Source organism: Micrococcus sp. APC 4021, from assembly GCF_030407635.1.
Taxonomy (GTDB): domain Bacteria; phylum Actinomycetota; class Actinomycetes; order Actinomycetales; family Micrococcaceae; genus Micrococcus; species Micrococcus luteus.
In genome coordinates this window covers 1-15,175 of record NZ_JASDCZ010000052.1, presented here as the reverse complement: position 1 = coordinate 15,175, position 15,175 = coordinate 1, and the positions used below count along the sequence as shown (strand labels likewise).

Below are 15,175 nucleotides of genomic sequence, written 5' to 3'. Positions count from 1 at the left end.
CTGGGGGACGTCGGCGAAGGGGGCGGGGGCGTTCTCGGACACGGGAGCGGTGGCGTCAGTCATGATGCCCCTGAGTCTACGCGGGGCCCGGGCGCCGTCGTCGGGCGCCCGCGTCAGCGGCGGAAGACGGTGGCGAGGACGCCGATGCCCTCGACCTCGGCCTCGACGCGCTGGCCCTCCTGGACCGTCCCGACCCCGCCCGGGGTGCCGGTCAGGATCACGTCGCCGGGAAGGAGGGTGAACATCTCCGAGGCCGCGGCCACGAGCTCGCGGACGCCGAAGACCATGTCCGCCGTCGTGCCGTCCTGGCGGGTCTCGCCGTCGAGCCGAGACGTGATGCGCAGGCCGCCGGCCGGCTCCACGTCCAGCTCGGTCTCGATCCACGGGCCCAGCGGGCAGGCGCCGTCGAAGCCCTTGGCGCGGGCCCACTGCAGGTCGGTGCGCTGGGCGTCGCGGGCGGTGAGGTCGTTGCCCACGGTGTAGCCGAAGACGACGTCGTCCACGCGGCTCACCGGCACGTCCTTGCAGATGGTGCCGATGACGACGGCGAGCTCGGCCTCGTAGGAGACCTCGTCCGACCAGCTCGGCAGGGTCACGGGCTCGTTCGGACCCACGACGGCGGTGTTCGGCTTGAGGAAGAACTGCGGCGAGGCGGGGACCTCGTTGCCGAGCTCCTTCGCGTGGTCGGCCCAGTTGCGGCCGACGCCCACGATCTTCGAGCGCGGGATGATCGGGGCCACGAGGCGCACGTCCTCGAGACGGTGTGTGGTGCCGGTGGGCTGGATCCCGTGGAAGAACGGGTCGCCCTGCAGGGCGGTGACGGTCAGCTCGGCGGGGTCGGCGTCGGCCGGGCCCTCCACGATGCCGTAGGTCGGTTCGGCCTGGTCCACGAAACGGGCGATGCGCATGGCCGCCAGCCTAGTGGGTGAGCGGCGGGCGCCGTCGCCGGACACCCCACCCGATGCCGACCCCGCTGACGCCGCGAGCCAGACGATTCGGCCGCGGCGGACGGCCTGAGGAGACCGATTCGTCTGGCTCGCGGGCGGATTCGTCTGGCTCAGCGCGGCGCGGTGCGGGGCGGGTCGAGACCGCTCAGCAGCAGCGGCTGCCCGGATTGGCCTCCTGGCGCGCGTACTCGGCCCGCCAGAACTCCCGCTCGGTCATCGGCGCGCGTTCCGGATGGTGCGCCCGGTGGTGGGCCACGTACGCGTCGTACTTCCCCTCGCCGGAGAGCTGGCGGACCCACCAGCGCGCCCGGGCCCACACGCTGGGCCGAGACGGGCCGGCCGGGCCCTCCGCGGAGGAGGGCCCGGCCGGCGTCGCGCGCGGATCGGCCACGTCAGTGACCCCGCACCGGCTGCCGGTCCGCCGGCAGCGCATCCCACTTCCGCTGCAGCTCCTTCTCCTCGGCCGTGGCGAACAGCCCGGCCGGGGCGAAGCGCTGCGAGGGCACGTACGGGTCCTGGTGGTCGATGACCTCGGTGCCGCGGAAGGCGCGCACCGTGGCGAGCACCGACGTCGTGATGACGATCAGCGCCAACACCAGGAAGACGACGGAGAGCGTGCCCTGGATGAAGGTGTTGCGGACCACGGCCTCCATCGCCGGCACGGACTTCGCGGCGCCGAAGCTCGTGGCGCCCGAGGCCAGCGCGTCCTTGAACGCGTTGTGCTGCGCCCAGTAGCCCACCGCCGGGACCGACGAGAAGATCTTCTGGAAGCTCGCCACCGTGGTGACCACGGTGATGAAGCCCAGCGGCAGCGCCACGATCCACAGGCCCCGGAAGTGCCGGCGGCCGGCCACGATCGCCAGGACCACCGCGAGCGCGATGGCCGCCAGCAGCTGGTTGGCGATGCCGAACAGCGGGAACAGCGTGTTGATGCCGCCCAGCGGGTCGGTCACGCCCATGATCAGCACGGCGCCCCACGCGGCCACCATGATGCCGGTGCACACCCAGGCGCCCACGCGCCAGCCGGTGTCCTTGAAGCGCGGGACCACGTTGCCCAGGGAATCCTGGAGCATGAAGCGGGCCACGCGGGTGCCGGCGTCCACGGCGGTGAGGATGAACAGCGCCTCGAACATGATGGCGAAGTGGTACCAGAAGCCCATGAGGGCCTCGCCGCCGATCAGCTGGCCCATGATGATCGAGAGCCCGACGGCGAGCGTCGGGGCGCCACCCGTGCGGGAGACGACCGTGTCCTCGCCCACGAGGTTCGCCAGCGCGGTGAGCTGCTCGGGCGTGACGTCCACGCCGGCCAGGCCCAGGCTCATCACCCAAGCGGCCGCCGTCTCGGGGGTGCCGCCGGTGAGCGCGGCGGGGGCGTTCATGGCGAAGTAGATGCCGCGGTCGATGGACACGGCCGCCACGAGCGCCATGACCGCCACGAAGGCCTCCATGAGCATGCCGCCGTAGCCGATGAAGCGGGTCTGCCGCTCCTTCTCCACCATCTTGGGCGTCGTGCCCGAGGCGATCAGCGCGTGGAAGCCGGAGAGCGCACCGCACGCGATGGTGACGAACAGGAACGGGAACAGCGAACCGGGCCACACCGGGCCGGTCTGGCCCGAGGCGAACTCGGAGAACGCGGGGGTGCCGATGCGCGGCTGCACGACGACGATGGCCAGCGCGAGACCGGCGATCACGCCGATCTTCATGAAGGTGGACAGGTAGTCGCGCGGAGCGAGCAGCAGCCACACGGGCAGCACGGCCGCGACGAACCCGTAGATGATCACGGCCCAGGCGATGGTGGTGCGGTCCAGGGTGAACAGGGCCGCGCCCCACTCGGTCCCGGCCACCCAGCCGCCGCCGATGATGGCCGCCAGGAGCAGGACGAACCCGATCACGGAGATCTCGGTGATGCGGCCCGGGCGGATCCAGCGCAGGTACACGCCCATGAAGAGCGCGATCGGGATGGTCATGGCCACGGAGAACACGCCCCACGGGGACTCACCCAGGGCGTTGACCACCACGAGGGCCAGGATGGCCGTGATGATCACCATGATCAGCAGGGTCGCGACGATCGCGGCGGTGCCCCCGACGCGGCCCAGCTCGTCCCGGGCCATCTGGCCGAGCGAGCGGCCGCCGCGGCGCATCGAGAAGAACAGGACGAGGTAGTCCTGGACCGCGCCGGCCAGGATCACGCCGACGATGATCCAGATGGTGCCGGGCAGGTAGCCCATCTGCGCGGCGAGCACGGGGCCCACGAGCGGACCGGCGCCGGCGATGGCCGCGAAGTGGTGGCCGTAGAGCACGCGGCGGTCGGTGGCCACGTAGTCCCGGCCGTCGGCCCGGTACTCGGCCGGGGTGGCGCGGGTGTCGTCCGGGTGGACGATCATGCGCTCGACGTACTTCGAGTAGAAGCGGTAGCCGATCGCGAACGTCGCCACGGCGGCGAACACGAACCAGATCGCGTTGATCGTCTCGCCGCGGTGCAGGGCGAGCATGGTCCAGGCGACGCCGCCGAGCAGGGCGACGGCCACCCAGACGGCGATCTTCGCGGGCGTCCAGCGGGGCCGGCCGGCGGCCTCGGTGGGCGGGAGGTCTTCCGGCGTCGTGGCCGGGAGTGGGGCGCCCTCGGCGGCCGCGGAGGAGCGGTGCGAGCTCACGGGGGTCTCCGTTCGTGGGGTGGGGTCAGACGAGGCGGTGCAGCCAGCCGTGGCGGTCCTCGACGCGCCCGGTCTGGATGCCCTCGAGCTCGGTGCGGATCTTCAGGGCCACGTCGGCCCCGCCGGCGGACTCGATCACGTCGTCGCCGTCGAGCAGACGGCCGATCGGGGTCACGACGGCGGCGGTGCCGCACGCGAAGACCTCGGTGATCTCGCCCGAGCGGACGCCCTCGGCCCACTCGGCGAGGGTGACGCGACGCTCCTCGACGGTCAGGCCCATGTCCCGGCCGAGCTGGAGGATCGAGGAGCGGGTGACGCCCTCGAGGATCGTGCCGGTGAGCGCCGGGGTGACGAGTCGGCCGTCGGCGTGCACGAAGAACACGTTCATGCCGCCGAGCTCCTCGATCGCGTCGTCGTTGTACTGGTCGAGGAACACGACCTGGTCGGCGCCCTGGGCCGCGGCCTGCAGCTGGGGCAGCAGCGAGGCGGCGTAGTTGCCGCCGGTCTTGGCCGCGCCCATGCCGCCCTTGCCGGCGCGGGCGTAGTCGCGCGAGACCCAGATGGTCACCGGCTTGAGCTCGCCGCCGAAGTAGTTGCCGGCCGGGGAGGCGATCACCATGTACCGCACCTGCCGGGCCGGGCGGACGCCGAGGAACGCCTCGGAGGCGAACATGAAGGGGCGCAGGTAGAGGGACTGGCCCGGGCCGGTGGGCACCCAGGCCCGGTCCGCCTCGAGCTGGGCCCGCAGCGAGCCGAGGAACAGCTCCTCGGGCAGCTCCGGCAGGGCCAGGCGGCGGGCGGAGCGGTTCAGGCGGGCCGCGTTGGCCTCGGGGCGGAACGTCCACACCGAGCCGTCCTCGTGCCGGTAGGCCTTCAGGCCCTCGAAGATCTCCTGGCCGTAGTGCAGCACCGCGGCCGAGGGGTCCAGGGACAGCGGTCCGTAGGGCTCCACGCGGGCGTCGTGCCACGCGCCGCCGTCCTCGTCCCAGGTCCAGTCGATCGAGACCATGTGGTCCGTGAAGACGTTGCCGAAACCGGGGTCCTGGAGAATCTCGACGCGCTGCTGATCGGACATCGGGGACAGATGCGGTTGCCGCGTGAACACGGTCTCGGACACGGTGGGATCACTCCTCGTGACGGGTGACGGATGGGGACGGCTCCGGTGCCGGGCACGACGCGCGGGGGCCACGGCGCCGGGCGTGGCACACGCCACAGGCCGTCGCCCCATCCTAGACCCGGCGTCGACGCGCCGGGCCCGCGCGTCAGACCCGCGCGACGACGTCGGCGCCCACCTCGGCGGTGGTGCCCCGCGCGCCCTCCACCCGGTCCCTCAGGTGCGCCCACACCGCGGTGCGCACGCGCGCCGCCGCGCCGGCCTCGCCCACGTGCTCCAGCAGCAGGGCGGCGGAGAGGATGGCGGCCACGGGGTCGGCGATCCCCTGGCCCGCGATGTCCGGGGCGGAGCCGTGGACCGGCTCGAACATCGACGGCGCCGTGCCCTCGACGTTGATGTTGCCGGAGGCGGCGAGCCCGATGCCGCCGGTCACGGCCGCGGCGAGGTCCGTGATGATGTCCCCGAACAGGTTGTCCGTCACGATCACGTCGAAGCGGGCCGGGTCCGTCGCCAGGAAGATCATGGCGGCGTCCACGTGCATGTAGTCCCAGGTGACCGCGGGGAAGTCGGCCGCCACGGACTCCACGGTGCGGCGCCACAGGTGGCCGGCGTGGACCAGGACGTTGTGCTTGTGCACGAGCGTGAGGCGCTTGCGCTCGCCCGCGTCGGCGCGACGGAAGGCGTCCTCGACGACGCGGCGCACGCCGAACGCCGTGTTCACGGAGACCTCCGTGGCGATCTCGTGCGGGGTGTCCACGCGGATCGCGCCGCCGTTGCCCACATACGGCCCCTCCGTGCCCTCGCGCACCACGGTGAAGTCGATCTCGCCGGGCGCGGCCAGGGGGCTGACGGCGCCGGGCAGCAGGGTGGCCGGGCGCAGGTTCACGCCGTGGTCCAGCGCGAAGCGCAGCTTGAGCAGCATGCCGCGCTCGATCAGCCCGGACGGGATGCGCTCGTCCCCGGGCGCGGCGCCGACGGCCCCGAACAGGATCGCGTCGTGGCGGCGCAGGGCCTGAAGGACCTCGTCCGTGAGCGCCTCGCCGGTCTCGAGCCAGTGCTCCGCACCCAGCGGATACGGGGTGAGCCGGACCTCCGGACGCCCCTCGGCACGCAACGCCGCCTGCAGGACGGCGGCGGACTGGTCGGTGACCTCGGGACCGATGCCGTCGCCGCCGATGACGGCGATGTCCAAGGGGTCTGCGGAGCTGCGTGTGGTCTCGGTCATGGCCCTCAGGCTACGCGGGGCACGCGTGAGGACCACATCGTGTGACACCCGGTCTCACCCTCCGGACCGACTCAGTCCTCGGCGGGCTCCTCGTGGCGCGGGAAGACCGGCTGCGGGGCGGGCAGCGGCGTGCCGGGGACCAGGTCCTCGTGGAACGCGGCGAAGGACCGCGGGCCGGTGCCGGACGCGCCGGTGCGGCCTGCGTCGCCCTCGGCGGGGACGCCGAGCAGGTCCAGCAGCCGCGAGGCCGAGCCGGGCATCACCGGCTGCGCGAGCAGGGCCACCCGGCGCACGGCCTGCAACGTCACGTACAGCACCGTGCGCATGCGCGGCTCGTCCGTCTTGCGCAGCACCCACGGGGCCTGGTCCGCGAAGTAGGCGTTGACCTCGCCGAGCACGCGCCAGGTCTCCTCGAGCGCGTCGTGGAAGTCCTGCACCGCGTACGCGGACCGGGAGCGCTCCAGCAGGGCGTCGACCTGGGCCAGGACGGCGCGGTCCGCCTCGGTGAACTCGCCCGGCTCGGGCACGGCGGCGCCGCAGTTCTTGGCCACCATGGACAGCGAGCGCTGGGCGAGGTTGCCGAGGTTGTTGGCCAGGTCCGCGTTCTTGCGGCTCACCACGGCCTCGTGGCTGTAGGAGCCGTCCGCGCCGAACGGGAACTCGCGCAGCAGGAAGAAGCGGATGGCGTCCAGGCCGTACCGGGCCACCCATTCCCGCGGGTGCACCACGTTGCCCAGGGACTTGGACATCTTGGCCCCGTTGTTGTTCAGGAAGCCGTGGATCATGACGCGGCGCGGCAGCTCGAGGCCGGCCGACATGAGGAACGCGGGCCAGAAGATGCAGTGGAACCGGGAGATGTCCTTGCCGATCACGTGCAGGTCCGCCGGCCAGTAGCGCGCGAACGCCTCCGGGTCCTCGGCGGGCCAGCCCGCGCCGGTGAGGTAGTTCGTCAACGCGTCGACCCAGACGTAGGTGACGTGGTCGGCGCGCCGGTCGGCGTCGGCGGCGTCGGGGTCCGCGGGCGCCGGCAGGTCGATGCCCCACTGGAAGGAGGTCCGGGAGATGGACAGGTCCTCGAGCCCGGCCTCCACGAAGCGGATGACCTCGTTGAAGCGGTACCGGGGGGCGGCGAAGTCCGGGTGCTCGCGGTAGTGGTCCAGCAGCGGCTGCTGGTACTTGGACAGGCGGAAGAAGTAGGACTCCTCCTCCGTCCACGTCACCTCGGTGCCGGTCTCGACGGCGCGGCGCACCCCGTCCTGACCCACCTCGGTCTCGTCCTCGCCGAAGTAGCGTTCGTCCCGCACGGAGTACCAGCCGGCGTAGGAGCCGAGGTAGATGTCCCCGTTGGCCTCCATCCGCCGCCAGATCTCGCGGACGGCCTCGGCGTGGTCCGTGTCCGTGGTGCGGATGAAGCGGTCGTAGGAGATGTCCAGGACGTCGTCGTCCATCTCCCTGAAGACGGCGGCGTTGCGCGTGGCCAGCTCGAGGGCGCTCACGCCCTGCTGCTGCGCCGTCTGCTCCATCTTCTGGCCGTGCTCGTCCGTGCCGGTCAGGAAGCGCACGTCCCGCCCGTCGAGCCGCTGGAAGCGGGCCATCGCGTCCGAGGCGATGTACTCGTAGGCGTGGCCGATGTGCGGCTCGCCGTTCGGGTAGGAGATGGCCGTGGTCAGGTAGTACGGGGCGCGGGCGTCAGTCACAGTCGTCGAGTCTAGCGGCGGGCCCGGGGCCCGCGCCGAGGACGACGTCGTCCGCGCCGACGTCCGGGACGCCGTCGGCGGTCACCTGCAGATGGCCCGGCGCAGGCCGCAGGTGGAGGTGGGCCCACGGGGCCACCACGAGCACGGACGCCCCGATCATCTCGGTCAGCTCCTCCGCGTGCGTCGCCACGTGGTAGGCCAGGGTGCTGCGCCCGATCCCGAAGACGAGCGGCACCGCCTCGAGGACGATCGCGCCGACGAAGAACACCGCGCCGCCCGCCACCGTCAGCGCTCGGGTCCGGCGGGGCAGGGCGACGGTGCACAGCGCGAGCAGCCCGAGGACGACGATCGCGGCCGGCGCGCCGAGGATCAGCCACTGGAACGCGGGCAGCGGGTTCTCCCCCGCGAACGGCAGGGCCTCCCACAGCCGGCCGGCCTGCTAGTGGATCTGCGTCGATTCGTCCAGGCTCATGGCCGCCAGCAGGGCCGCGGGGGTCAGCCACGCGAGCAGGCTCCGCCGCCGATCCGCCCCCAGCGCGCGACGCACGAGACCCACCGTGGTGAAGCCCGCGGCCCCCAGCAGGAGCAGGCCCGAGCTCCACCACGCCGTGAGGTTGGCCTCGTGGTTCACGTCGAAGACCTCGCGCCACCACGGCACCTGCCGCGGGCCCAGCCCGAACACGAAGGGGAGGGCGAACGACCAGGCGGCGAGCAGGACGCTGACGCCGATCAGCCCGCCCCGACCGCGCGCCGGCCCCGCGTTGCCCGCCCAGGCGTCGACGGGTCAGACGGAGAGGTCCACCTCGGCCGCACGGGCGGCGCCGATGGCCGCGGCCAGCGTGGCCGCGGTGTCCCCGGACAGCGCCCCGTCCAGGGTCAGCACGGCCAGGGCGGCGCCCTCGTCGTCGCGCGAGACGTCCATGCCGGCGATGTTCACGCCCTGCACCCCGAGGGCCTGGCCCAGGACGCCGATGACGCCCGGGCGGTCCTGATAGGCGAACACGAGCAGGTGGTCGGCCAGCGGCACCTCCAGCTCGTGCCGGTCCACGCCCACGAGCTTCTGCACCTGGCGCGGGCCGGTGAGAGTGCCGGTGACGGCGGTCTGGGCGCCCTGCGCGGTCGCGGCGCGCACCGTGACGGTGTTGCGGTAGGACTCGGACACCGCGGTGGTGGTGAGGCGGCACTCGACGCCGCGCTGCTCGGCCAGCACGGGGGCGTTCACGTAGGAGACCTGGTCCGAGACGATGTCCGTGAACACGCCCTTCAGGGCGGCCAGGCGCATCGCGGAGACGTCGTGCTCGGCGATCTCCCCGGCGATCTCCACCTCGACGGCCGTGATGGACTGCTCGCCCACCAGCGCGGTGAGCACGCGGCCCAGCTTCTCGGCCAGCGGCAGGCCGGGGCGCACGTCCTCGTGGATCGCGCCGCCGGCCACGTTCACGGCGTCCGGCACGAGCTCGCCGGAGAGGGCCAGGCGCACGGAGCCGGCGACGGCGACGCCCGCCTTCTCCTGGGCCTCGGCGGTCGAGGCGCCCAGGTGGGGGGTGACGACGGCGGAGTCGTGGGCGAAGAACGCCAGGTCCGTGGCCGGCTCGGAGCTGAACACGTCGATGCCGGCACCCCCGATGGTCCCGGCCTCGAGCGCGCGGGCGAGGGCGTCCTCGTCCACGAGGCCGCCGCGGGCCACGTTCACGATGATCGCGGTGTCCTTCATGCGGGCGAACTGCTCATCGCCGATCATGCCGACCGTCTCGGGGGTCTTGGGCATGTGGATCGTGACCACGTCGGCGCGCTCGAGCAGCTCGTCCAGCTCGACGAGGCTCGCGCCGAGCTGCTGCGCGCGGGCGGTGGTCACGTAGGGGTCGTAGGCGAGGATCTCCATGCCGAACGCCTTCATGCGCTCGGCCACGAGCGCGCCGATGCGGCCCAGGCCGATCACGCCCAGCCGCTTGCCGTACAGCTCGACGCCCGTGTACTTCGAACGCTTCCACTCCCCCGCCTTCAGCGAGCCGTGGGCGGCCGCGATGTTGCGGGCGGCGGCCAGGATGTGGCCGCAGGTGAGCTCGGCGGCGGAGATGATGTTCGACGTCGGCGCGTTGACGACCATGACGCCGGCCTCGGTGGCGGCGGGCACGTCCACGTTGTCCAGCCCGACGCCGGCGCGCGCGATGACCTTCAGCTGCGGCGCGGCGGCGATCGCCTCGGCGTCCATCTGGGTGGCCGAGCGGATCAGCACCGCGTCGACGTCGCGCAGGTCCTCGAGGAGTCGGGCGCGGTCGGCGCCGTCCGTGCGGCGGATCTCGAAGTCGGGGCCGAGGGCCTCGACGGTGGCGGGCGAGAGTTCCTCGGCGATCAGGACGACGGGCTGGGCTGCGCTCACGGGTGCTCCTGGAGGTGTGGTGCGGTGGGATGGGAGGCGGGCCGGCCCGCGCTCCGGTTCGAGCCTAGACGCGTGACCGGACCGTGGCCGGAATGCGACGCCGGCCCCGGAGCGCGATGCCCGGGGCCGGCGTCGGGGGCTCAGGCGGCTCAGCGGGCCGCCGTGCCCTCGGTGTAGTCGTCGTCCGCGTCCTTGAGCCAGGAGAACATCTGGCGCAGCTCGCGGCCGGTCTTCTCGATCGGGTGGGCCTCGCCCCGGGCGCGGAGCTCCTTGAACTCGGGCGCACCGGCCTTCTGGTCGTCCATGAAGCGCTGCGCGAAGGCGCCGGACTGGATGTCGGCGAGGACCGCCTTCATGTTCTCCTTCACGTCGGGGGTGATGACGCGGGGGCCGGAGACGTAGTCGCCGTACTCCGCGGTGTCGGAGATGGACCAGCGCTGCTTGGCGATGCCGCCCTCGACCATGAGGTCGACGATGAGCTTCAGCTCGTGCAGCACCTCGAAGTAGGCGATCTCGGGCTGGTAGCCGGCCTCGGTGAGGGTCTCGAAGCCGTACTGCACGAGCTGGGAGGCGCCGCCGCAGAGCACGGCCTGCTCGCCGAACAGGTCGGTCTCGGTCTCCTCGGTGAAGGTCGTCTCGATGACGCCGGCGCGGGTGCCGCCCACGGCCTTGGCGTAGGACAGGGCGAGGGCGTGGGCCTGGCCGGAGGCGTCCTTCTCGACGGCGATCAGCGCGGGCACGCCGCGGCCGGCCTCGAACTCGCGGCGCACCACGTGGCCCGGGCCCTTGGGGGCGACCAGGGCGACGTCGACGCCCTCGGGGGCCTGGATGTAGCCGAAGCGCACGTTGAAGCCGTGCGCGAAGAAGAGGGCGTCACCCTCCTGCAGGTTGCCGGCGATGTGCTGGTCGTACACGTCGGCCTGGACCTGGTCCGGGGTGAGGATCATGATCAGGTCGGCCTCGGCGGCGGCGGTGGCGACGTCGACGACGCGCAGGCCCTCGGCCTCGGCCTTGGCGCGGGACTTGGAGCCCTCGGCGAGGCCGATGCGCACGTCCACGCCGGAGTCGCGCAGCGACAGGGCGTGGGCGTGGCCCTGGGAGCCGTAGCCGATGACGGCCACGGTGCGGCCCTGGATGATCGACAGGTCGGCGTCGTCGTCGTAGAACTTCTTCACGGTCATGCTGTTCTCCTCACGGGATGGGTGGATCGGGACGGTCAGCGGGCCAGGGCGCGGTCGGTCATGGACCGCGGCCCCCGGGCGAGGGCGAGGGTGCCCGAGCGGACGAGCTCGCGCACACCGTAGGGCTCCATCATCTCGAGGAAGGCCTCGAGCTTGTCACGGGTGCCGGTGGCCTCGAGGGTCAGGGACTCCGGGGCCACGTCGACGACGTGGGCGCGGAACAGGTCGGCCGCCTGGACGACCTGGCCGCGGGTGGCCGCATCGGCGCGCACCTTCACGAGCAGGTGGTCGCGCTGAACGGAGGAGTCGGGCGTGAGCTCGACGACCTTGATCACGTTGATCAGCTTGTTCAGCTGCTTGGTGACCTGCTCGAGCAGGTCCGTGTCGGCGTCGACGACCACGGTGATCCGGGACAGGCCCTCGACCTCCGTGACGCCCACGGCCAGCGAGTGGATGTTGAACGCGCGCCGGGCGAAGAGGCCGGCCACGCGGGTCAGGGTGCCGGGCACGTCCTCGACGAGCACGGACAGGGTGTGGCGTTCCATCGGTTGCCCTCCTCAGTCTTCCTGGTCCCAGTCGGGCGTCATGTCCCGGGCCACCTGGATCGCGTCGTTGCTGACCCCCGCGGGGACCATCGGCCAGACCATGGCGTCACGGGAGACCACGAAGTCCACGATCACGGGGCGGTCGTCGATGGCGAGGGCCTGGCGGATGGTGTCGTCCAGGTCCTCCCGGCGGTCGCAGCGCAGGCCCGCGGCGCCGTAGGCGTCGGCGAGCTTGACGAAGTCCGGCACCCGGGCGGTGTCGTGGCCCGTGTTCAGGTCCGTGTTCGAGTAGCGCCCGTCGTAGAAGAGGGTCTGCCACTGGCGCACCATGCCCAGCGAGGAGTTGTTGATCACCGCGATCTTGATGGGGATGCGGTTGATCACGCACGTGGCGAGCTCCTGGTTGGTCATCTGGAAGCAGCCGTCGCCGTCGATGGCCCAGACCACGCGGTCGGGCTCGCCCACCTGCGCCCCCATCGCGGCGGGGACGGCGAAGCCCATCGTCCCGAGGCCGGCCGAGTTGAGCCACTGGCGCGGGCGCTCGTAGGCGACGAACTGGCTGGCCCACATCTGGTGCTGGCCGACGCCGGCCACGTAGGTGGCCTCGGGGCCGGACAGGGCCGACAGACGCGAGATCACCTCCTGGGGCGCGAGGAGGCCGTCCTCGGTCTCGGTCCAGCCCATCGGGTAGGTCTCCTGCAGGCGCCGCAGCACCGCCCACCAGTCGGCGAGGTCGGGCAGCGCCTCGGTGTCCGTCGCGAGCTCGGCCACCAGGTCCGGGATGATCTCCTTGACGTGGCCGACGATCGGCACGTCCGCGGTGCGGTTCTTGGAGATCTCGGCCGGGTCGATGTCCGCGTGGATCACGCGGGCGCCGGGGGCGAACGAGGGCAGGTGACCGGTCACGCGGTCGTCGAAGCGGGCGCCGAGCGTGATCAGCAGGTCGGCCTGCTGGAGCGCGGCCACGGCGGGGACGCCGCCGTGCATGCCCGGCATGCCCAGGTGCTGGGGGTGCGAGTCGGGGAAGACGCCGCGGGCGGTGAGGGTGGTGACCACCGGGGCGCCCGTGAGCTCGGCGAGGGCGCGCAGCTCCTCGTGGGCCTCGCCGCGGGCCACGCCGCCGCCCACGTACAGCACGGGGCGCCGGGCCTCGCGGATCAGCCGGGCGGCCTCGCGGATCTGCCGGGGGTGGCCGCGCAGGACGGGGCGGTAGCCGGGCAGGTCGATCCGGGGCGGCCACGCGAACTCGAACTCGCCCTGCTGGGCGTCCTTGGTGACGTCCACGAGCACGGGCCCGGGCCGGCCCGTGGCGGCGATGTGGAACGCCTCGGCGAGGGCCTGGGGGACGTCCTCGGGCCGGGTCACGAGCCGGGAGTGCTTGGTGATGGGCATCGTGATGCCCACGATGTCCGCCTCCTGGAAGGCATCCGTGCCGATCGCGGCGGAGGAGACCTGGCCGGTGATGAACACGACCGCCTGGGAGTCCATGTGGGCGTCCGCGATGGCGGTCACCAGGTTGGTGGCGCCGGGACCGGAGGTGGCGATGGCCACGCCGACCTTGCCGGTGGCCAGGTGGTAGCCCTGCGCCGCGTGACCGGCACCCTGCTCGTGGCGCACCAGGATGTGGCGGATCCGATCGGAGTCCATGAGCGGGTCGTAGGTCGGCAGGATGGCGCCGCCGGGCAGCCCGAACACGTCCGTGACCCCCAGCTCCTCCAGGGAGCGGATGATGCCCTCGGAGCCGGTCATCCGGGTCGGCTCGACGCGGGAGCCCTCGCCGGGCACCCGCGGCTCGACGATCTCGGGCCGGGGGGCCGGACGGCGCTCCTGGACCCGGGCGGTCTCCGTCGGGTGGGAGGCCGGCGTCGGGACCTGCGGGACCGCCGCGCGGGCGTCGCGGGGGGTCGTGCTCATGGGGTCACCTCACTGCGTTCGTCGCTGCGTGTCCGTCGCGGGGGCGTCGGACGGTCGTCGTTCGGATCCGTCGGGCGTCGGGGACCGTGGCCGCGTCGATGACGGATCGGGCCGGCGTGGCGGAGTCTGAGGTGGGGACACGGGCCGCCGGGTCCTTCGGGGTGGTATCAGTATCGACAGCCATGCGCCCCGTCCGCCATCGACCACCCGCCTGTCTCGCAATGTGAGATAAAGCGTCACATCGTGAGACGACCGGGCGGTCGGGGTCGGATCCCGGGCCTGAGCCCACCCTAGTCAGCCACCGCGGGGGCGGCCGCCTTCACCCACGTTCCGTGACGGAGCACCCCGCGCACCTCGAGCTCCGGGCCGAAGACGACGGCGTCCGCTCGGCTCCCGACTCGGAGCCGGCCGACGTCGGGGAGCCCCAGGGCGTCCGCGGGCGCGGCCGTGGCCGCCCGCAGCGCGGCGTCGAGGTCGACCCCGGCGGCGACGGCGGAGCGCACCGAGCCGGCGACCGTGGCCGTGGACCCGGCGATGGCCCCGGCTGCGCCATCCGCGCCGACCACCCGCGCGACGCCGTCGTGGACCTGGACCCGCAGCGGCCCGAGGGGGAACTCGCCGTCGCCGCAGCCGGCGGCGGCCATCGCGTCCGAGACGAGGATCCACCGCTCCCCGGCTTCCCGGGCGACCCGCCGCACCGTGGCCGGATGCAGGTGGACGCCGCCCACGATGGTCTCGATCCCCACGCGCGGGTCCTCCAGCAGGGCGACGGCCGGCCCGGGCTCGCGATGGTGGGTGGGCCGGCACGCGTTGTGCAGGTGCGTGGCCATCCGCGCCCCCGCATCGATCGCCGCGCGCGTGGTCTCGTAGGAGGCGTCCGTGTGGCCGATCGCGACGACGACGCCCGCCTCCGCCAGCCGGCCCACCGCGTCGAGGGCCCCGGGCAGCTCGGGGGCCAGCGTGACCATCGCCAGGTGGCCCGCGCCGACCTCGACGAGGCGAGCGACGTCCTCGGGCTCCGGAGCCCGCAGCGACGCGGCCCGGTGCGCGCCGCGGTGCCGGGGCGAGAGCCAGGGACCCTCGAGGTGCACGCCGGCCAGCACCCCCTCTGCGCACAGGGGCGTCAGGGCCGTCAGCTGCGCCGCGAGCGCGTCGACCTCGTCCGTGACGAGGGAGGCCACGACCGTGGTCGTGCCCGCGCGGGCGTGGGCCGCGGCCGCCGCGCGTGCCGCGGCCGCGCCGGACTCGACGGCGTGTCCGCCGCCGCCGTGGCAGTGCACGTCCACGCAGCCGGGAGCGAGGAGGGCGTCGCCGAGGTCGTGGACGGGGCCGTGGGTGCGCGGCGGGTCCCCGGTCCCGACGGCCACCACCCGGCCCTCGGCCAGGGCGATCCAGCCGGGGCCGCCGAGGCGCTCGCCGTCATGGACGCGGTCCGCGCGCAGCACCGACGGGGACGCGGCGGCCTGCGGCGCCTGCTCGGCGCGCGGCCGGTGAGGGACCGAGGCGGGCACGGATGCA

Annotated in this window: 13 protein-coding genes; all 13 read right to left on the bottom strand. The window is 73.2% G+C overall.

Features of this window, described 5'->3' with window-relative positions:
* Nucleotides 1–113: 113 nt before the first annotated feature.
* On the bottom strand, nucleotides 114–908 hold the full coding sequence (locus QL983_RS06360; RefSeq protein ID WP_036312940.1) for a fumarylacetoacetate hydrolase family protein: 795 nt from the start codon (nucleotides 906–908) through the stop codon (nucleotides 114–116).
* Between the two features lie 184 nt (nucleotides 909–1,092).
* Entirely contained in the window at nucleotides 1,093–1,338 is a 246-nt protein-coding gene (locus QL983_RS06355; protein WP_069941574.1) for a YbdD/YjiX family protein, read from the bottom strand.
* A gap of 1 nt (nucleotide 1,339) precedes the next feature.
* A complete protein-coding gene (locus tag QL983_RS06350; RefSeq protein ID WP_230297461.1) occupies nucleotides 1,340–3,601 on the bottom strand; it encodes a carbon starvation CstA family protein in 2,262 nt (753 codons plus the stop codon).
* Between the two features lie 25 nt (nucleotides 3,602–3,626).
* Nucleotides 3,627–4,718: a branched-chain amino acid aminotransferase gene (locus tag QL983_RS06345; protein ID WP_036312949.1), complete on the bottom strand. Its 1,092-nt coding sequence runs from the start codon at nucleotides 4,716–4,718 to the stop codon at nucleotides 3,627–3,629.
* 145 nt (nucleotides 4,719–4,863) lie between these two features.
* A complete protein-coding gene (locus QL983_RS06340) occupies nucleotides 4,864–5,940 on the bottom strand; it encodes a 3-isopropylmalate dehydrogenase (protein ID WP_036312952.1) in 1,077 nt (358 codons plus the stop codon).
* 71 nt (nucleotides 5,941–6,011) lie between these two features.
* Nucleotides 6,012–7,637 (bottom strand): methionine--tRNA ligase, encoded by a 1,626-nt coding sequence (gene metG, locus QL983_RS06335; protein WP_216886470.1) that lies wholly within the window; start codon nucleotides 7,635–7,637, stop codon nucleotides 6,012–6,014.
* On the bottom strand, nucleotides 7,630–7,905 hold the full coding sequence (locus QL983_RS06330) for a hypothetical protein (RefSeq protein WP_290151892.1): 276 nt from the start codon (nucleotides 7,903–7,905) through the stop codon (nucleotides 7,630–7,632). The genes metG and QL983_RS06330 overlap by 8 nt, the downstream gene beginning before the upstream one ends.
* A gap of 171 nt (nucleotides 7,906–8,076) precedes the next feature.
* Entirely contained in the window at nucleotides 8,077–8,319 is a 243-nt protein-coding gene (locus QL983_RS06325) for a hypothetical protein (RefSeq protein ID WP_290151890.1), read from the bottom strand.
* A 102-nt stretch (nucleotides 8,320–8,421) separates the two neighbouring features.
* Complete coding sequence (serA, locus tag QL983_RS06320) at nucleotides 8,422–10,017, bottom strand: phosphoglycerate dehydrogenase (RefSeq protein ID WP_044659180.1); 1,596 nt, start codon at nucleotides 10,015–10,017, stop codon at nucleotides 8,422–8,424.
* Nucleotides 10,018–10,166: 149 nt separating this feature from the next.
* Nucleotides 10,167–11,198 carry a ketol-acid reductoisomerase gene (gene ilvC / locus QL983_RS06315; protein ID WP_010078979.1) on the bottom strand — a complete coding sequence of 344 codons (1,032 nt, stop codon included), beginning with the start codon at nucleotides 11,196–11,198 and terminating at the stop codon, nucleotides 10,167–10,169.
* Between the two features lie 35 nt (nucleotides 11,199–11,233).
* A complete protein-coding gene (gene ilvN, locus QL983_RS06310; protein WP_002854209.1) occupies nucleotides 11,234–11,743 on the bottom strand; it encodes an acetolactate synthase small subunit in 510 nt (169 codons plus the stop codon).
* Nucleotides 11,744–11,755: 12 nt separating this feature from the next.
* Entirely contained in the window at nucleotides 11,756–13,657 is a 1,902-nt protein-coding gene (locus tag QL983_RS06305) for an acetolactate synthase large subunit (RefSeq protein WP_036312965.1), read from the bottom strand.
* Nucleotides 13,658–13,947: 290 nt separating this feature from the next.
* Nucleotides 13,948–15,175: amidohydrolase family protein (locus tag QL983_RS06300; protein WP_356767970.1), on the bottom strand; the 1,228-nt coding region annotated here is incomplete at its 5' end.

What these genes read in the sequence shown, in the direction of transcription:
- QL983_RS06305 (WP_036312965.1), bottom strand. Translation starts at nt 13,657, where the DNA reads ATGAGCACGACCCCCCGCGACGCCCGCGCGGCGGTCCCGCAGGTCCCG.
- ilvN (WP_002854209.1), bottom strand. Translation starts at nt 11,743, where the DNA reads ATGGAACGCCACACCCTGTCCGTGCTCGTCGAGGACGTGCCCGGCACC.
- QL983_RS06340 (WP_036312952.1), bottom strand. Translation starts at nt 5,940, where the DNA reads ATGACCGAGACCACACGCAGCTCCGCAGACCCCTTGGACATCGCCGTC.
- ilvC (WP_010078979.1), bottom strand. Translation starts at nt 11,198, where the DNA reads ATGACCGTGAAGAAGTTCTACGACGACGACGCCGACCTGTCGATCATC.
- QL983_RS06360 (WP_036312940.1), bottom strand. Translation starts at nt 908, where the DNA reads ATGCGCATCGCCCGTTTCGTGGACCAGGCCGAACCGACCTACGGCATC.